Here is an 18,146-nt window from a genome sequence, read left to right as displayed (position 1 = left end):
TCGCTTTAGCTCGCTTGCGTTTCTACCGCATCAAGCATTCCATGGCGGACAGCAAGAAGGGCCATTTCCACATCACTGGAGACACCCAGTTTGTCGAAAATGCGATAACGGTAGGTGTTTACGGTCTTGGGCGAGAGGCATAGCTTGTCTGCCACATCCTGCACCTTATGGCAGTTCACGATCATCATCATGATCTGCAATTCTCTCTCGGACAGCATGTCGAGCAGCGTGGCCTCCTCTCCCACATAGGGTTTGAGTGCCATCGCCTGGGCAATTTCCGGGCTGATATAGCGCTGCCCGCTAATTACGACCTTGATTGCCCTGACCATTTCCTCAAGATCAGCCCCCTTTGTCATGTAGCCAGCAGCGCCCGCTTTCATGAGCCGCGAAGGGAATGGCTCCTCTTCACACATGGTGACAGCAATAACACGAACCCCATCATCAATACGCAATAACTTGCGCGTGGCTTCCAGGCCACCGATCCCCGGCATCTTGATGTCCATCAGTACAACATCCGGACAGGCATCCCGGGTTAACTGTAGGGCTTCTTCACCGGAGCACGCTTCACCCACAACTTTGATACCCTCTACTTCGTCCAGCATTCTTGCGATGCCGGTACGAACGAGATCATGGTCATCCACTACCAATACTTTGATCATTCTATCTTCCCCAGGGCAATTCCTTTGCCCACTCAATCTCGTGACAGGTAACGCCCGAGCATAGCGATGATTGCCAGCAGAGAACAGGAAACCGTTAACACTGCATTATCCGTGTCAATTGCCCATGCTGCTGTATATTAGCCTTTGGTCGCGTTGACCGAAGAGATCAAAAACACAACCATGGATAGGCTGCGACAACCGCCACACCGCTAACAAGGAAAAGGCACTCATGAGCGCTATCGTTCTTCTCCTGCTGGGGCTGGGAGGTATGGCCGCCGGCTACCTATTCTACTCCCGCTTTATTGCCGACCGCATCTACCGGCTAGACCCCAATTACCGCACTCCAGCCCATGAATACGAAGATGGCGTGGATTTTGTGCCGACCAATCGCTATGTGCTTTGGGGCCACCACTTCACCTCGGTTGCCGGTGCTGCCCCCATCGTCGGCCCAGCCATTGCCGTTATATGGGGCTGGCTCCCTGCGTTCATCTGGGTCGTCTTTGGTACCATTTTCTTTGCAGGCGTCCATGACAGTGGCGCCTTGTGGGCCAGTGTCCGAAACCGGGCCAAATCCGTTGGTGCTCTCACTGGCGAAGTGGTCGGTCGCCGGGCCCGTACCGTGTTCATGATCGTGATCTTCCTGGTACTGCTGATGGTCAATGCCGTGTTCGGCGTGGTCATCGCCAAACTGTTGATCAACAACCCCGGAGCGGTCGTTCCCGTCTGGGGAGCCATCGCGGTGGCATTGGTCATTGGTCAGCTCATCTATCGGCGGATCATCGGTCTTGGGGTCGTATCGGTAGTCGGGGTCATCGCCCTTTACAGCCTGATTTATGTGGGCCCGAAAGTCCCCATCGCCCTGCCAGAACAGGTCATGGGGCTGTCTGCCAGCGCCAGCTGGATCCTGCTGCTGTTTGCGTATGCAGCCATTGCTTCGCTGCTGCCTGTGTGGATGCTGCTGCAGCCCCGTGACTACATCAATGGGCTGCAACTGTTTGTCGGCCTGATCCTGCTGTATGGCGCGGTACTGATCGGTAACCCCACTGTTGTCGCCCCCATGATCAATGACAATGTGCCCGCCGGCACGCCGTCACTACTGCCATTACTCTTCGTCACTATTGCCTGCGGCGCGATTTCCGGCTTCCACGGGCTGGTTGCCTCCGGAACCAGCTCCAAGCAGCTGAACAAGGAAACCGATGCCCGTTTCGTGGGGTATTTTGGCGCCGTGGGGGAAGGCTCTCTTGCTCTCGCCGCCATCATTGCTGCCACGGCCGGTTTTGCCACCCTGGCGGACTGGGAAGCCGTTTACACGGCGTTCGGGAAAGGCAGCCTGACCGCCTTTGTTGATGGTGGTGCCACGATCCTTGCGGGTGGCACCGGCATGGATGTGGGCGTTGCTGCCACCTTGCTTACCGTGATGGCGGCCCTGTTTGCTGGCACCACCATGGATACCGGCTTGCGTCTGCAACGCTATATTTTCCAGGAATGGGGTGAAATCTATCACCAGAAATGGCTGACACGCCCGTTACCCGCCACCCTGCTGGCCGTGGCGAGCTGCCTGCTGCTGGCCTTTGGTGCGGGCGGTGCCGACGGTAGTGGCGGCCTGCTCATCTGGCCCCTGTTTGGCACCACCAACCAGTTACTCGCCGGCCTGACGCTGTTGGTGATTACCATCATGCTGGTCCGCCGGGGGCGACCTGCCATTTATACCCTCGCCCCGCTGGTGTTCCTGCTGGTGATGACCCTGTTCGCCCTGCTTATTCAGCTCAAAAGCTTCTACGATAAACAGGATTGGTTCCTGCTGGGGTTGGACGTGGTGGTACTGGTTGCGGCACTGCTGGTTACACTGGAGTGCGCTGCCGCACTTAAAAAAGCCTTTCGTGAACCGGTGGAACAAGCCTGATGGGTAACCGCATTCTGGGCGCACTACGCCGACTCAGTGAGCTCGGCACCCTGTATTACAATGCGCCCTATCGCGCCGCCATTGCCCGCGCCAAACGGGATGAGGAAGACCTGTTCATGCTGCTGGTCTTTTCCGAAATGATGGGTATTCCCAATCCCGCAGCGTGGAGCACCCTTGAGCTGCAGCCACTGCTGATGGACCGCTTTCATCAGTGGCACACCCGCATGGGTATGGAGCGTTCCCCGCTTGACCACTTTCGATGTTGTTGATGCCTGACATGCTGGACATTGATGCCCTGCTCAACCACAAGCGCCTGTTGATGGTTGGTGGCAAAGGCGGGGTCGGCAAAACCACCACGGCTGCGGCACTGGCCTGTCGGGCGGCCAGTGCCGGGCGCAAGGTGCTGTTGGTTTCCACCGATCCGGCCCACAGCCTCGGCGATGCTTTCGATCGGGAGATCGGCAATCAGACCCGTTGTCTTGCCGCCAATCTGTATGCCCTTGAGCTTGACCCCGACGAAGAGGTCGACCGTTACCTGGAGAAGGTCAGCGCCCAAATGCGACGGTTTGCTGGTCCGGACCAGTTCAGGGAACTGGAGCGTCAGCTGCGCTTGAGTCGACAGTCGCCGGGAGCCCAGGAAGCGGCCCTGCTTGAGCGGCTGTCACAAATCATTGATGACGCCCCCAACGAATATGATCTAGTCATCTTTGATACTGCGCCCACAGGCCATACCCTGCGTCTGTTGAGCCTGCCAGAAGTCATGGCTGCCTGGACCAGCGGCCTGCTCAAGCACAATCACAAGGCGCGAGAGTTGGGCAAGGTGCTGGATCATCTCGGCCCCGGCAAAGATCTGGATAGCCCCATGCAGGAACCACTGGAACATGGCCGGCAGGATCTGGATCCGCGCAGCCAGGAAGTCGCCGACACACTGATGGTGCGCCAGCGCCTGTTTCACCGCGCCCGCCGTCGCCTGTCCGATGCACAAACCACAGCCTTCCTGTTCGTACTGACGCCGGAAAAATTACCGATTCTTGAGACCTGCCGGGCAGTCAGAAGCCTGACGGATGCGGGTATCCCGGTTGCCGGGGCGGTGATCAACCGGGTGCTGCCAGAACAGGCAGAGGGCAGTTTCTTTGCTGCGCGACTGACCCGGCAACGCCGTCACCTTGACGACATCGCCCGGCAGCTTGCCACGTTACCCACTATGTCAGTCCCTCTGCAGGAAGACGACGTTCAAGGGGTTGAAGCGCTCACCGCGTTCGCATCACTGATCCGCTGACAACGGACGCAGCAAACTCAAGAAAAACACAGACAAACAAAAAGGGCTCGCAATCAATGCGAGCCCTTTTTGTTATAGCGATATGGCGGAGGGGGTGGGATTTGAACCCACGGACGGTCTCCCGTCGCCGGTTTTCAAGACCGGTGCATTCGGCCACTCTGCCACCCCTCCGAACTGGCCAGCAATAATACATGAGCGCGTTAGCCAGTCAACGACCACGGGCTGCCGCGCAAGGCGTTTGCTGGAATGTTGATCAATTCCCGAGCCTGATACCCGATCAGTACTGTCTGAAGATGCGTTGCTTGGCAGACCGGTACTGGCTCTCATCGATAGCACCAGCCATGTGCAACCGGCGATGCTCCGCCATTTCTGCAGCCAATCGCACCTTACCCTGGGGCAATTGCTGCCAGGCGTGCTCACAACGACGGCTCAGGGCTTTGACCATTTTCAGCAAGGCTTCACGCTCACGGCGATATACGGTGACACGAAACACCGGTACCTCGCCATGGCGGGTTTCGAACTGCCATTCGTCACGCCATTTCTTCACCACAGCCGCAAACAGTCCAGCCGTGACACCGGCTGTTACCAATGCGACCAGCCCCCAGCCGGCCATCGTGGCAACTGCAGTGATGGCCGCGCCCATAACAGCACCCAGCAACCAACCCACCGGACGATGACGGCACTGACGCGGCACGGGGTTGATAAATGCCAGATTAAAGTCATGGCAGGTCTCATGGCGCCCTCTTAGCTGCCGCGCTTCGAGAAAACGCTCATTGAAGAGAGAAAGGCTGTGCCCGCCCCCGGCAACCCCTTTGCGGCTGAAAAGCGGGCGGTACTGGCGCTCGCGAGGCCCGGGCACCGCAATGAGTACGCCATGCTCATCGCTGCGACGCACATCCTTTAGCGCTATTTCCTGTTCTGTGGGCTCAAGGCTGAGTGATTGCACGATAATCCCCCTATGTCACTACCCTTAACGCCCCAGATGGTAGTCAAAACCCGCACCGCTCCTTGCGATGGGAGTCACAAAGCCGTCATGGCCCATTGATTACGCACCAAAAGGGTGAACTACGCATAAAAACAATGAGTTACCGTTCACGGAAACCCTTGATTTTGGCCCCCGTGGCCTTATCATCACAGGGACAATTACCAAGGATGAGATCCCTTATGAACAATCAGCCCAATCCCTATTCCGCTCCCCACCAGCAGGGCATGGCCGTCACCGGCGAGCGTGCGGCCCAGGTTCTGAAAAACACCTACATGCTGCTGGGTTTGTCCCTGGTTGTCGCTACTGGCGCGTCCTGGTTTGCCATGGCCAGCAACATCGGTTTTGTGAATGTGTGGCTTACCATCGGTGTGTATTTCGCACTGCTGTTTGCCACCAACATGTTGCGTAACAGCGCCTGGGGCATCCTGGCCGTATTCGGCCTGACCGGCTGGCTCGGTTTCACCACCGGCCCGATCATCAACATGTACGCCCAGGTTCCCGGCGGCATGGAGATCGTGACCACGGCACTGGGCGGTACCGCCTTTATCTTTGTCGCCATGTCCGCGATTGCGCTGTTCACCCGCAAGGACTTCAGCTTCCTGACCAACTTCATCATGATTGGTATTCTGGTGGCCTTCGCAGCGAGCATTGCCAATATCTTCTTTGCCATTCCGGCCCTCAGCCTGGCGGTGTCAGCCGCGTTCGTGCTGCTATCTTCCCTGCTGATCATGTGGCAGACCAGCGCCATCATTCACGGTGGTGAAACCAACTACATCCTCGCTACCGTGACCCTGTTCGTGTCCATCTACAACCTGTTCATGTCCCTGCTGCAGATCCTCACGGCCCTTAGCGGCGACGATTGATGCAGTTTGCCATCCTGGTCAATGCGGCGGCGGATTCCCCCGCCGCCTTGACCGCCCTGCTCTCCTGCAAAGCGCTTCACGCCCACCCGGATCACCAGCTTTACCGTCTGTTTTTCTATTCCGATGGCATTCATCTTTGCCACCGCCATGCCTGGCGGGGTGATGGCGACAATGCCAATGCGGCACAGCAATGGCAGCAATGGGTCCAGGAAAGCGGTATCCATGCCGAAGTTTGCGTCGGTGCAGCCCAGCGCCGCGGCATTGTGGCCGATGACACAGGGCACACTTTGGCCGACGGCTTCAGTCTGGTCGGGCTGGGGCAATGGGCCGATGCGATGATCAATGCACAGCGGGTACTTCAGTTTGGCTAGCCACCTCTACATTGCTACGGCAAATGCGCCGCTCAGTGACCGCTTTCAGGAAATGCTGGACATGCTGATGACCGGCGCCGCCTTTGGCTTGCCCACAGCGCTGTGGCTCACCAATGACTGCGTGAGCGTGCTTAACGCCCTGCCAGCCAACGACAGTCTGCTCCAGCTGGTCGATTTTGGGGTCCGCTGTGTGGTGTCAGACAGCGCTACCACCGGGGCACTCCAGGCAGAGGCGCTCAATTGCGATGAACTGCGGGAGCTGCGCACCGGCTGCCAGCAGGTTCTGGTGTTCTGACATGTTGCATCTGATCGGACTCAAACCCGGCGATCAGGCCGGTATTGATAGCTTCCTTGCGCTATATCAGCCTGATGATATTTGCGTCTTCACCGACGCGGGACTGCTGCTTGCCTCTGCCCTGCCACTGGAAGGCCAGGCTTACCTGCTCGCGCACCCGCAGATGAGCGCCCCAGGAAGCCATCTCGAGCGCATTGACCACACCACACTGCTGGATCTGGTGGCGACACACGGCCCCTGTACCAGCTGGTACTGATTTGTAGATATCACGCCCCTGGCAAGCCCGCGTACCACCGTGCTGCGAGCGGCGTGTTGCGAGGTTTGAATGACAGAACATGCCTTCGCGGAATATGTCCGCACTCTGGGGCGCGGAAAGCGTGCCCGCCGAAGCCTGACCCGGGAAGAAGCCCGCAATGCCATGCAGATGATTCTGGATGGCAAGGTCGAAGACGTGCAGCTTGGCGCCTTTCTGATGCTGTTACGGGTCAAGGAAGAAACCCCGGATGAACTGGCGGGATTTCTGGATGCCTGCCGGGGCGTGTGTGATGAGACACTGAAGGACTTTCCTGCCGTTCAGCTGGACTGGCCCAGTTACGCGGGCAAGAAGAAGCACCATCCGTGGTATCTGCTCGCCACCGTATTGTTGGCAGATCAGGGTATTCGCACGCTGCTGCACGGTGGCCCGGCGCACACCCCCAATCGAGTCTATACCGACGAGTTGCTGCCGGCTCTGGGGCTTAAGGTGGCGACCACCGTGAGCGAGGCCAGTGATCATCTGGCCCGGCAGGGCCTGGCGTATCTGCCCATAGAACAGTTCTGCGCCCCACTCTCTCATCTGCTTACCCTGCGTTTCTATCTTGGCCTGCGTTCGCCCATCAACACCCTGGCACGCAGTCTCAACCCGGCACGGGCCCCGCTATCCATGCAGAGCGTCTTCCATCCTGCATACATCGCGCTGCATCAGGGCGCGGCAGAGCTCTGTGGCGATCGTGATCTGCTGCTTTTCAAGGGCGAAGGCGGTGAACTAGAGGTCCGCCCGGATGCCCGCACCGCCATCACCGGCATCCGCCACGGCAAGCCGCTGGACGACGCCATACTGGACAATGTCCTCCCCCGCACCACTCCGCCCGGCACCCCCGATGCAGACATGCTCAAGAAAGTCTGGCGTGGCGAAGCACAGGATGAATACGGCGAAAATGCAGTCATCCAAACGGTCGCCGTGGCCCTCTGGGGCCTGGATAAAGCCGAAAACCTGGAAGAAGCACAGCAGCAAGCCCGGGCGTTATGGCAAAACCGGGACACCCGGAGAGCAATGAAGAGTTAATAACTCGCGGTTAGATTTTTCTGTTCTTCAACGCAATAGGCCGCGCCCAAGTCACGGGCGCGGCCTATTGCGTTTACTGCAATAACGTCGTTGCTCGCGCAACTATTAACTATTCACTGCTCTTTTTGAACCACCCAAACTTCGGATGCAAACTCACCACACTGCCAACAATGATCAACGTGGGCGCATGAATCTCCCGGCCCTCGATATCATCAGGCAGGGTCTCCAGGGAACCGGTGATCACTTCCTGCAGATTGGTGGTGCCCCGGGAGACAAGCGCAATCGGGGTGTCGCCTTTGCGGCCATGGGCCATCAACTGATCACAGATCTGCCGTAACCCGACCAGCCCCATATAGAACACCACGGTTTCCGTTTCACTGACCAGGTGCTCCCAATCCAGGGTGACGGTACCGTCTTTGCGGTGGCCGGTAACAAACCTGACAGACTGGGCATGATCACGATGGGTCAGTGGAATACCGCCGTAGGCGGCACAGCCGCTGGCGGCGGTGATACCCGGGACCACTTGAAAATCGATGCCCTCCTGGACAATCAGATCGATTTCTTCCCCGCCACGGCCAAAGATAAACGGGTCACCACCCTTGAGACGACAGACCTTCTTGCCCTGTTTGGCGTAGTGCACCAACAACTCGTTGATGTTGTCCTGCGGCAAGGCGTGTTTGTCGCGGGCCTTACCCACATAGACCATTTCCGCATCCCGGCGGGCAAGGTCCACAATACCCTTGCCTACCAAGCGGTCGTATAGCACCACATCCGCCTTCTGTAGCAAACGTAGCGCCCGGAAGGTCAGCAGGTCCGGATCTCCCGGCCCCGCGCCCACCAGATAGACTTCCCCCCGGCTCAGCCTTTCAGGATCGGCCTCGGCAATCGCCTCACTGAGCATGGCCTCCGCTTCGGAGTCTTTGCCGGCCAGGACCTTTTCCACAATCGGGCTGTCCAGTGCCTGCTCCCAGAACAGACGGCGGGCGCCCACGCTATTGAGTTTGTCCTTCAAGGGCTGCCGGAACCGTGCCATCAGGTCGGCCAGTCGGCCCCAGCGGGCCGGCAGACTGGATTCAATCTGGCTGCGCAGCTTGCGCGCCAGTACCGGGGACGCACCGGAAGAGCTGATACTGATCAGCACCGGTGAACGGTCGACAATAGCCGGGAAGATAAAATCGCCCAGGGAGGGATCGTCCACCACGTTAACAGGCAGCCCCTTGTCCCCCGCCAGCCGAGCCACCTCGGCATTGATGGCCTTGTTGTCGGTGGCGCAGATCACCAACGACACAGACTGAAGATCGCTTTCCTCGAAGGCTCGCTCACGCAGCGAGCCCTGGCTTTCTGCCACAATCTGGCGCAGCTCGGCGCACACATCAGGAGCAACGACATCAACAAGAGCACCAGAACGGTGCAAAAGGCGACCTTTACGCAAGGCCACTTCACCGCCACCGACCAACAGGGCACGCTTGCCCTGCAGTCGCCAGCTAATGGGTAGGAATTCCATGATTGCTCCCTGGGGGTTCAAACAGGCGGGAGCGTATTACTGCAGCCGCTCCAGCCCTCTCATATAGGGGCGCAATGCCTCCGGCACCGTGACCGATCCATCCGCATTCTGGTAGTTCTCAAGAATGGCTACCAGTGTACGCCCTACTGCCAGACCCGACCCATTCAAAGTATGTACCAGTTCTGGCTTGCCGGTTTCCGGATTCCGCCAGCGGGCCTGCATGCGACGCGCCTGGTAGTCGCGGAAGTTGGAGCAGGACGAGATCTCGCGGTATTTCTGCTGGCTGGGCAGCCACACTTCCAGGTCATAGGTTTTGGTGGAGGAAAAGCCCAGATCCCCGCCACACAAGATCACCACGCGGTAAGGCAGCCCCAGTTTCTGGAGAATCGCTTCTGCGTGGCCGGTCAACTGCTCCAACGCCGCATCGGACTCTTCTGGCCGAACCATTTGTACCAGCTCCACTTTTTCGAACTGGTGCTGGCGAATCAGGCCACGTGTATCCTTGCCGTGACTGCCTGCCTCGGAACGAAAACAGGGGGTATGGCAGGTATACCGGCGCGGCAGGCTGTCGGCTTCAAGAATCTCGTCTGCCACCAGATTGGTGACCGGCACCTCGGCGGTGGGAATCAGATACAACTCTCGCTCGCCTTCCATCTTGAACAGGTCTTCGGCAAATTTCGGTAATTGGCCCGTTCCCCGCAGGGCTTCAGGGCCCACCAGATAAGGTACATAGACCTCTTCATAGCCGTGTTCGCTGCTATGAATGTCCAGCATGAAATCCACCAGCGCACGATGCAGGCGGGCCACCGCACCGCTCATCACCGCAAAACGGGCGCCAGAGAGTTTACTGGCACTATCGAAATCCAGCGCTCCGCTGGTCAGACCCTCGCCAATATCCACGTGGTCACGGGCTTCAAAGTCCAGCACTCTGGGTTCGCCCCAAGTGCGCACTTCCACGTTGTCCTCTTCGTCGTTACCTTCCGGCACCGCTTCCTGGGGCACATTGGGCACCCCCATCAGGAATTCACTGATCTCGTCGTGAATCGACTTGGCATTGGCCACTTCCTGGTCCAGTTCTGCATCCAGGGTCTTGAGGGTTTCTGCCACCTTGGCCTTGGCTTCATCCACATTCATGCCGGACTGGATCAGCTGCCCAATTTGCTTGGAGGCTTTCTTGCGTTCGGCCTGCAGATCCTGGGAACGTACGTCTGCCTGTTTACGGCGCGCATCCAGTTCGGCAAACGCTGCCAGGTCCAGGCTGTAGCCACGCTTGGCCAGTGCAGCCTTGATCGCTTCGCCGTCCTGCCGCAGGGCACGAATATCCAGCATGTGTTTCTACTCCAGTTTCAAATCATTCAAATAGACAACAGTGTGTCGCACAGAGACGACGCGTCTCGGTAAACCGTTATTCCCAGATCATGCGACCAAGCATCAAGCCGGTCACACCCAGCGCCAGGCAAATGCTTACGGAGGCAAACGCATAGCCCGCCGCCAGCCCCCAGGCCTTGATTTCGAGCATTCGCACCAACTCGAAAGAAAAGGTCGAAAAGGTAGTCAGCGCGCCCAGCATGCCGGTCATGATCGCCAAACGCAGCGCTTCACTGCTGGTCAGGCTGGCCAAGGCTACGGTCAGCAGCCCGAACAGGAAACTGCCAACCAGGTTCACACTGAATGTGGCCCATGGCCACGCGGGCATGGCGGGGACACCCATCCACAGGGTTGTCGCAAACCGCAGACACGCACCCGTTGCCCCCCCTGCTGCCACGGCCAACCATGGCACTGCGCCCACATCAGTCATCCAGCTCTCCGTAGCGTTGCCAATCGCTGTCAGCATTGCGCTGGCGCAGTCGCTGCAGCTTGTCTGCCACCTTGATCTCCAGGCCGCGATTGACCGGCTGGTAGAGCCGGGTATGACGCAAGCTGGAGGGGAAATAATTTTCGCCGTCCACGAACGCATCGGGGAAATCGTGGGCGTAATGATACTCTGCCCCGAAGCCTTCGTCCTTCATCAACTGGGTCGGTGCGTTGCGCAAATGCAGCGGTACCTCATCTGTGGGCTTTTCCCGTACCAGTGCGCGAGCCTGATTGTAGGCGTTATAGACGGCGTTGCTTTTCGGGGCCACGGCCAGATAGGCCACAGCCTGGGCAATCGCCAACTCCCCTTCCGGGCTGCCCAGCCGCTCCTGCACATCCCAGGCTTGCAGGCACAGGGTCAGTGCTCGCGGGTCAGCATTGCCAATGTCTTCACTGGCCATACGCACCACCCGGCGGGCAATGTACAAGGGGTCACAACCGCCGTCCAGCATACGGGCGAACCAGTAAAGTGCTGCGTCGGGATCAGAGCCTCGCACAGATTTATGCAAGGCGCTGATCTGATCGTAGAAAAGGTCTCCACCCTTGTCGAAGCGGCGCACGGCATCGCTCAGCACTTCGCTCATCAGGTCAGCATCGATACGCGGGGCGTCACCATCAGCCAGATCCGCCGCCACTTCCAGCATGTTCAACAAGCGTCGGGCATCACCATCGGCGTAATTGAGGAGCAGCTCGGCGGCGTCCGCGTCGACGGTCATGCCATTGAGACGCGGTTCATCAAGCGCGCGCTGCAACAGGCCTCGCAGATCCTCCGCCGCAAGTGACCGCAACCGGTATACCCGTGCCCGGGACAGCAAGGCATTATTCAGCTCAAACGACGGGTTCTCGGTGGTCGCACCAATAAAGGTAATCGTGCCCTCCTCGACATGGGGAAGGAACGCATCCTGCTGCGCCTTGTTAAACCGGTGCACCTCGTCCACAAACAGGACGGTACGTCGCCCCTGGGCCAGTCGTATCTGGGCTTGCTCGACGGCGGCCCGGATATCTTTGACGCCAGAGAGTACGGCAGAGAGCGTGATAAACGCCGCGTCCACGGCCTGGGAAAGAATCAGCGCCAGAGTGGTTTTGCCCGTGCCAGGCGGGCCCCACAGGATCATGGAGTGAAGCTGGCCGCGCTCCAGTGCCTGGCGCAGGGGTTTGCCGGGGCCGACAAGGTGCTGCTGCCCTACATAGTCATCCAGACTGTTGGGGCGCAAGCGAGCCGCCAAAGGCTGCGCCTGCTGGGCATTGTCGGCGGCAAACAGATCGTTCATTGCTGCTGGATGACGTCAGTACCTTCCGGTGGCGTGAAGTGGAACAGTGAAGCATCAATGCCACTGTTTACCTTCAGATCACGGAAGTCGATGACGGTTTGCTGGCCAAGCGCATCCTGAAGCCGCATGGACATGGGCTGTTCGCCACGGAAGGTCACGTCAAGCTGGTCGAAAAGCGGGTCATCCCCTTTGGGAGTCAGGCGGTATGTCACTTGCGCGCCATTTCGGTCACGCTCGCTGATGCTGAACGCCTCGGCCACCTGGCTTGGCTGTCCGCCAAACAGCAGGGCCGGGGTCTGCCCGAGATCCTGGCTCAGGGGGCGCACCACGACCTGTTCCAAGTCTTCATCGTAGACCCACACGGTCTTGCCATCCGATACCGCCAGCTGGGAAAACGGGCTCGTGGTGGACCAGTAAAACTGATTGCCCCGCGCCACCTGGAAACGCCCTTCTGCCTGCTGCATGTGGGTGCCGCCCTTGTCGAGCACGGTTTGCTCAAAATCGCCCTTTAACGACTGCAGTTTCTGCAAGCGGGACAGTAATTCGTCGGTGGCGCCAGCCCAGGCCAAAGCCGGAAACAGCAGTGCGACCATCAGTAGTGTACGCATCAAGACTCCTTAGTCGGGACAGATCACGGTTAAACCGGCGGCGGCGCGATCACCTCACGCTGGCCGTTATGCCCCGCTTCGCTGACTACCCCGGCCATCTCCATGGCTTCCACCAAACGGGCGGCACGGTTGTAGCCAATTTTCAGTTTTCGCTGCACAGAGGAAATCGATGCCCGGCGTGACTGCGTCACGTAGGCAACCGCTTCGTCGTACAACGGATCATTTTCATCATCACCGTCACCGCCGGCGCCTTCCATGCCGGGCATCGGTGCATTGAGATCCGAGCCACCATCGAGAATTTCTTCCAGGTAGTTAGGCTCGCCGCGCTTGCGCCAATCGTCACAAACCCGGTGGACCTCTTCATCTGAGACAAAGGCACCGTGAACACGTTCCGGAACACTCTTGCCCCCCGGCAAATAAAGCATGTCACCATGACCCAGCAGCTGTTCTGCCCCGCCCTGATCCAGCACGGTTCGGGAATCAATCTTGGACGACACCTGGAAGCCGATACGTGAGGGCACGTTTGCCTTGATCAAACCGGTGATCACATCCACCGAGGGACGCTGGGTTGCAAGAATCAGATGAATCCCGGCAGCCCGCGCTTTCTGGGCAATCCGCGCGATCAGCTCTTCCACCTTTTTGCCCACAATCATCATCATGTCGGCAAATTCATCGATGACGATAACGATATAGGGCAGGTGCTCGGCAAGGGGCGCTTCTTCCTCAAGATTCATCGGGTCTTCAGGCTTCCACAGCGGGTCCTTGATCGGTTCACCCTTCTTCTTCGCCTCATCGACCTTGCGGTTATAGCCGGAGATGTTACGCACCCCCATGGCGGCCATCAGCCGGTAGCGACGCTCCATTTCACCGACACCCCAGCGCAAGGCGCCGGCGGCTTCTTTCATATCGGTTACAACCGGGGTCAACAAATGGGGAATGCCGTCGTAGACCGCCAGTTCCAGCATCTTGGGGTCGATGAGAATCATGCGAACATCGTCTGGGCCGGATTTGAACAGCATGGACAGCAGCATGGCGTTCACACCCACGGATTTACCGGAACCGGTGGTCCCCGCCACCAGAAGGTGTGGCATCTTGGCCAGATCCCCCATGACCGGGTTGCCCGCAATATCCTTGCCGAGCGCCATGGTCAGCGGCGATGAGGACTGGTCGAACATCTGGGTGCCCACCACTTCGGTGAAGCGGATCATTTCCCGTTGTTCGTTGGGAATCTCGATCCCCACCGTGGTCTTGCCCGGGATGACTTCCACAACCCGAACACTGATCACCGCCAATGAGCGCGCCAGATCCTTGGCCAGATTGGTAATTTTGGAAACCTTGATTCCTGCTGCTGGCTGAATTTCAAAACGGGTGATCACAGGGCCCGGCTGAACCGCCACCACCTCGGCCTCAATGTTGAAATCCTTGAGCTTGATCTCCAGCAGGCGGGACATGCCTTCGAGGGCTTCCTCAGAATACCCGCCCTTGGACTCTTCCACCGGATCCAGCAGTTCCAGCGGCGGAATTTCGCCACTGACCTCAGTGGTGAACAGTTTCTGCTGTTTTTCCTTCTGTACCCGCTCACTCTTTTGCACCGGAGCCGCGGGCTTGGCAATTTTGGGGGGCGTACGGGTTTCGGCTTTTTTCTTAGCCTCGCTGATCACTTTAGCCCGTTTTTCATGGGCCACTTTCTTCTGCCGCTGCTCCTCCTGTTTGCGCTTGCGCGCCTGCCACCAGGCAGGGACTTTCTCAACCGCTCCCAACACCAGCGCTCCCAGCCCTTCTGCCAGGGCGATCCAGGACAGATCGGTAAAGATGGTCACCCCGATCAGGAACAATGCGACCATGATCAGCGTACCGCCAAGGGGATTGAAGCCATCCAGGGCGGCCGCACCCACTTCATGGCCAAGGATGCCGCCAGAACCTTCCGGCAAGCTGTCGCCCATGCTGAAGTGCATGTAAGACAGAGCGGTACCGGCCAGCATGGTCAAAATAAAGCCCACCAGACGGAGGCTGAACAGCGGCCAGCTACCGGGCAGCCCGGCATGACGTTCACGCAGCACCTTGGCAGCCCAGAATCCCACCAATACCGGGAACAGGTAGGCCATGTAGCCAAACAAGCCAAGCAGCAGGTCGGCACTGAACGCACCAGCACGGCCCGCCGCATTACGCACGGCATCCACATGCCCCACATACGACCAGCCCGGATCGCGGCTGTCGAAGCTGATCAACGCCAGCAGCAGGTACATGGACAGAGCGATCAATGCGATCACCATGCCCTCGACCAGCCCGCGCTTGAGATGACGGGAAAACCCGGACTCTCCTTGCCCGGCAGCGGTTTTGCTCACGCCTTACCCCTTAACAAAATCCATGACATTGAACAGATAAAAATCCGTATTAAAAAATGCCGATAACAAATTGAAATTATTGCGATTGTAGTCAATCCACCGTGGGGCGGCCAGCATTGCTGTGTGCCTGCCGGGCCAGCCTGCGGGATTATTGCACAAAACCGCACCCTAACCCGGTTCATTGATCCTTTCTATCACAGCGACAGGCTTCACGCGTGCCCTGTTTTACGGTAGTTTTCACGCCTTGATTATGCAGGCTGAAGGCCCCATGAAAGGTCTCTCGTCCTGCTTACCCCCTATTACTGGAGTTTTCGATGAGCGACGTGCAGCACCATCGCCTGATTATCCTTGGTTCCGGCCCTGCGGGTTACACCGCCGCCGTTTACGCCGCCCGTGCCAATCTCAAGCCGGTGGTGATTACCGGGATTCAGCCTGGCGGCCAGCTCACTACCACCACCGAAGTGGACAACTGGCCTGGTGACGTTGAAGGTCTCCAGGGGCCTGACCTGATGGTGCGCATGCAGCAGCATGCTGAGCGCTTTGACACCGAGATGGTGTACGACCACATCAACGAAGTGGAGTTGCAGAGCCGTCCCTTCACGCTCAAGGGCGACAGCGGCACCTACACCTGTGATGCCCTGATTATCGCCACCGGTGCCTCCGCCATGTATCTGGGTCTGGCGTCAGAGGAAGCGTTCATGGGCAAGGGCGTCTCCGCCTGCGCCACCTGTGACGGTTTCTTCTACAAGGGCCAGCGTGTCGCCGTTATCGGTGGCGGCAATACCGCTGTGGAAGAAGCACTGTATCTCTCGCATATCGCAGAGCATGTCACCCTGGTGCACCGTCGTGACAGCCTGCGCGCCGAGAAGATCCTGCAAGACAAGCTGCTGGCAAAAGACAATATCTCTGTAGAGTGGGATCACACACTCGAAGAGGTGCTGGGCGATGACAGCGGTGTCACCGGCATGCGCATCAAGTCCACCAAAGGTGAAGGCAGCAAGGACATCGAACTGCAGGGTGTATTCATTGCCATTGGTCACAAGCCGAACACTGATATCTTTGAAGGCCAGCTGAACATGAAAGACGGCTACCTGAAGATTCAGAGCGGCACCGAAGGCAATGCCACCCAGACCAGCATTGAAGGCGTGTTTGCCGCTGGCGATGTGGCCGACCACATCTACCGTCAGGCCGTCACCTCTGCCGGCTCTGGCTGTATGGCCGCGCTGGATGCGGAACGCTATCTGGACAACCTGAAGGGCTGAAACGCCCTTCAGGTGATCGGTTAGCCTGTCATGGTGCCATGGCTGGAGCCGGGAAGTCCTTTCCCGGATACCCGTGACGCCCTCACCGACCCCGACGGCCTGCTGGCCGCCGGGGCGGATCTGAGCTCCTCCACACTCATTCGTGCCTACTCCCGGGGTATCTTCCCCTGGTACGATGCCGATCATCAGCCCATTCTGTGGTGGTCCCCTGCCCCGCGCTGCATTTTCTTTCCTGACGACATCCACATCAGTCGCAGCCTGCAACGTCATCTGCGCAACAGCGAGTTTTCGGTGACTCTCGATCGCGCCTTTGAACGCGTCATGTGGCTGTGTGCCCAACCCAGATCAGATGGTCATGGCACCTGGATCAGTGATGACATGATCGAGGCGTATGTGGGGCTGCACCGTCAGGGCTATGCCCACAGCCTGGAGATCTGGCAGGACGGCGACATTGCCGGCGCCATCTACGGCATCAAGCTGGGACAGGTGTTTTTTGGCGAATCCATGGTCTCTCCTCGCCGTAACGGCTCCAAGATGGCCTTGGCCGCCCTCAAAAAGCTCTCTCCAGCGCTGGATATCACCCTGATCGACGCCCAAGTGGAGAATCCCCACTTGCTGAGCATGGGGGCAAGGCTGCTGGAAAGACCGCAATTTGAAGCCCTCTTGTCAGAGCGAATCACAGCCACACCGGGCCCGGAACAGTGGCCAGCAACAGAATGGGCAGGCTTACCCGCACAGCCTTAAGCCCGACCAGTGGCACTCTGTGGACCCCCAGCTCAGCGACGCTATCTAGCCTGGCCCCCTCGTTTCTCGCTACACTGACCCCATGACAGACCTTTCCACCCTGCGCTTCTTCCGGACGCCGGCACATTCATGCAGCTACCTGGAAGATCGACAGGCCTCGACCCTGTTTGTGGACCCCCAGGCCACACTGTCACCGGAACTCTACAGCGAACTGAGCCTTCTGGGGTTCCGCCGTAGCGGGGATTACCTGTACCGTCCCCATTGCGATCAGTGCAGTGCCTGCATTCCGGCTCGGGTGCGGGTATCGGATTTTCAGCCCAAACGCCGCCACCGTCGGATTCGCAAGGTCAATGATGACCTGGTCGTCAACCGTGAGCCTGCCCGGTTTACCCGTGAGCTCTATTCCCTCTACGCGGACTACATCAACCAGCGTCATGGCGATGGCGACATGTACCCCCCGTCCGAGGAACAGTTCACCAACTTTCTGACCTGCGACTGGGCGGATACCCAGTTTTACTGTTTCCGCCAGGCCGGCAAACTCCGGGCCGTAGCGGTAACCGACCAGCTGGAAGACGGTCTCTCTGCCGTCTATACCTTCTTTGATCCCCATCTGCCAGAACGTAGCCTTGGCGTCATGGCTCTGCTGTGGCAAATCGAACAATGCCGGCGGCTACAACTCCCATACCTGTATCTCGGTTACTGGATTCACCAGTGCCAGAAGATGAGTTACAAGAGCCAGTACCAGCCGCTGGAGATACTGCGAAGCGGCGCCTGGAAGGACCTTCCGGACAAAGATTGATCAGCTTTCCGATCCATTCGCCCTTACCGTTAATCCGGTTTTGCAGCCGGCCCGCTTTTGCGGCACAATTGCGCCCTCGC

The 18,146-nt window shown here is 58.7% G+C and carries 19 protein-coding genes and 1 tRNA gene; 11 read left to right on the top strand and 9 right to left on the bottom strand.

The window, feature by feature from the left end; translation table 11 throughout:
- Positions 1-5: 5 nt before the first annotated feature.
- The gene (gene uvrY, locus Q672_RS19470) at positions 6-659 is read right to left on the bottom strand and encodes a UvrY/SirA/GacA family response regulator transcription factor (RefSeq protein ID WP_022984083.1); all 654 of its coding nucleotides are present in this window, start codon (positions 657-659) and stop codon (positions 6-8) included.
- Between the two features lie 229 nt (positions 660-888).
- Here uvrY and Q672_RS19465 point away from each other — a divergent pair, with 229 nt between their 5' ends.
- Genes Q672_RS19465 through Q672_RS19455 form a run of 3 tightly spaced genes read left to right on the top strand, consistent with a single transcriptional unit; the run spans position 889 to position 3,841 of the window.
- Positions 889-2,562, top strand: a complete 1,674-nt coding sequence (locus Q672_RS19465; protein ID WP_022984082.1) for a carbon starvation CstA family protein — start codon at positions 889-891, stop codon at positions 2,560-2,562.
- On the top strand, positions 2,562-2,831 hold the full coding sequence (locus tag Q672_RS19460) for a cory-CC-star protein (RefSeq protein WP_022984081.1): 270 nt from the start codon (positions 2,562-2,564) through the stop codon (positions 2,829-2,831). The genes Q672_RS19465 and Q672_RS19460 overlap by 1 nt, the downstream gene beginning before the upstream one ends.
- Positions 2,831-3,841, top strand: a complete 1,011-nt coding sequence (locus tag Q672_RS19455) for an ArsA family ATPase (protein WP_022984080.1) — start codon at positions 2,831-2,833, stop codon at positions 3,839-3,841. Before Q672_RS19460 ends, Q672_RS19455 begins: the two co-directional genes overlap by 1 nt.
- A gap of 83 nt (positions 3,842-3,924) precedes the next feature.
- Here Q672_RS19455 and Q672_RS19450 read toward each other — a convergent pair.
- Together Q672_RS19450 and Q672_RS19445 are read right to left on the bottom strand one after the other, a co-directional pair.
- Positions 3,925-4,012: transfer RNA gene (locus tag Q672_RS19450), tRNA-Ser, on the bottom strand.
- Between the two features lie 106 nt (positions 4,013-4,118).
- Positions 4,119-4,787, bottom strand: a complete 669-nt coding sequence (locus Q672_RS19445; RefSeq protein WP_147393877.1) for a hypothetical protein — start codon at positions 4,785-4,787, stop codon at positions 4,119-4,121.
- Between the two features lie 218 nt (positions 4,788-5,005).
- Between Q672_RS19445 and Q672_RS19440 the strand changes: the two genes are divergently transcribed.
- The 5 genes from Q672_RS19440 (at position 5,006) to Q672_RS19420 (ending at position 7,679) form a co-directional block, all read left to right on the top strand.
- Positions 5,006-5,689, top strand: a complete 684-nt coding sequence (locus Q672_RS19440) for a Bax inhibitor-1/YccA family protein (RefSeq protein WP_022984078.1) — start codon at positions 5,006-5,008, stop codon at positions 5,687-5,689.
- The gene (gene tusD, locus Q672_RS19435) at positions 5,689-6,060 is read left to right on the top strand and encodes a sulfurtransferase complex subunit TusD (RefSeq protein ID WP_022984077.1); all 372 of its coding nucleotides are present in this window, start codon (positions 5,689-5,691) and stop codon (positions 6,058-6,060) included. The genes Q672_RS19440 and tusD overlap by 1 nt, the downstream gene beginning before the upstream one ends.
- Positions 6,053-6,355, top strand: coding sequence for a hypothetical protein (locus Q672_RS19430; protein ID WP_152521810.1), 303 nt, complete (start codon positions 6,053-6,055; stop codon positions 6,353-6,355). Before tusD ends, Q672_RS19430 begins: the two co-directional genes overlap by 8 nt.
- A 1-nt stretch (position 6,356) precedes the next feature.
- Positions 6,357-6,611 (top strand): hypothetical protein, encoded by a 255-nt coding sequence (locus Q672_RS19425; protein ID WP_022984075.1) that lies wholly within the window; start codon positions 6,357-6,359, stop codon positions 6,609-6,611.
- 69 nt (positions 6,612-6,680) lie between these two features.
- A complete protein-coding gene (locus Q672_RS19420) occupies positions 6,681-7,679 on the top strand; it encodes a glycosyl transferase family protein (protein WP_022984074.1) in 999 nt (332 codons plus the stop codon).
- Positions 7,680-7,788: 109 nt separating this feature from the next.
- Here the strand turns inward: Q672_RS19420 and cysG are convergent, their stop codons facing one another.
- From cysG to Q672_RS19390, 6 genes are all read right to left on the bottom strand, one after another.
- Complete coding sequence (cysG, locus tag Q672_RS19415; protein ID WP_022984073.1) at positions 7,789-9,183, bottom strand: siroheme synthase CysG; 1,395 nt, start codon at positions 9,181-9,183, stop codon at positions 7,789-7,791.
- Positions 9,184-9,219: 36 nt separating this feature from the next.
- A complete protein-coding gene (gene serS / locus Q672_RS19410; protein ID WP_022984072.1) occupies positions 9,220-10,512 on the bottom strand; it encodes a serine--tRNA ligase in 1,293 nt (430 codons plus the stop codon).
- A 76-nt stretch (positions 10,513-10,588) separates the two neighbouring features.
- Complete coding sequence (locus Q672_RS19405; RefSeq protein WP_022984071.1) at positions 10,589-10,981, bottom strand: fluoride efflux transporter FluC; 393 nt, start codon at positions 10,979-10,981, stop codon at positions 10,589-10,591.
- Positions 10,974-12,308, bottom strand: a complete 1,335-nt coding sequence (locus tag Q672_RS19400) for a replication-associated recombination protein A (RefSeq protein ID WP_022984070.1) — start codon at positions 12,306-12,308, stop codon at positions 10,974-10,976. The genes Q672_RS19405 and Q672_RS19400 overlap by 8 nt, the downstream gene beginning before the upstream one ends.
- Entirely contained in the window at positions 12,305-12,916 is a 612-nt protein-coding gene (gene lolA / locus Q672_RS19395) for an outer membrane lipoprotein chaperone LolA (RefSeq protein WP_022984069.1), read from the bottom strand. The genes Q672_RS19400 and lolA overlap by 4 nt, the downstream gene beginning before the upstream one ends.
- 29 nt (positions 12,917-12,945) lie before the next feature.
- On the bottom strand, positions 12,946-15,261 hold the full coding sequence (locus Q672_RS19390) for a DNA translocase FtsK (protein WP_022984068.1): 2,316 nt from the start codon (positions 15,259-15,261) through the stop codon (positions 12,946-12,948).
- A gap of 314 nt (positions 15,262-15,575) precedes the next feature.
- Here Q672_RS19390 and trxB point away from each other — a divergent pair, with 314 nt between their 5' ends.
- The 3 genes from trxB to Q672_RS19375 all read left to right on the top strand — a co-directional run bounded on the left by trxB (position 15,576) and on the right by Q672_RS19375 (position 18,066).
- On the top strand, positions 15,576-16,523 hold the full coding sequence (trxB, locus tag Q672_RS19385; RefSeq protein ID WP_022984066.1) for a thioredoxin-disulfide reductase: 948 nt from the start codon (positions 15,576-15,578) through the stop codon (positions 16,521-16,523).
- 30 nt (positions 16,524-16,553) lie between these two features.
- The gene (gene aat, locus Q672_RS19380; protein ID WP_022984065.1) at positions 16,554-17,267 is read left to right on the top strand and encodes a leucyl/phenylalanyl-tRNA--protein transferase; all 714 of its coding nucleotides are present in this window, start codon (positions 16,554-16,556) and stop codon (positions 17,265-17,267) included.
- An 82-nt stretch (positions 17,268-17,349) separates the two neighbouring features.
- Positions 17,350-18,066, top strand: coding sequence for an arginyltransferase (locus Q672_RS19375; RefSeq protein WP_022984064.1), 717 nt, complete (start codon positions 17,350-17,352; stop codon positions 18,064-18,066).
- Positions 18,067-18,146: the final 80 nt, after the last annotated feature.

This window comes from Alcanivorax sp. P2S70, assembly GCF_000475295.1.
GTDB classification, from domain to species: domain Bacteria; phylum Pseudomonadota; class Gammaproteobacteria; order Pseudomonadales; family Alcanivoracaceae; genus Alcanivorax; species Alcanivorax profundi.
The sequence above is the reverse complement of the archived record's forward strand: the minus strand, read 5'-3'. Positions and strand labels throughout refer to the sequence as shown.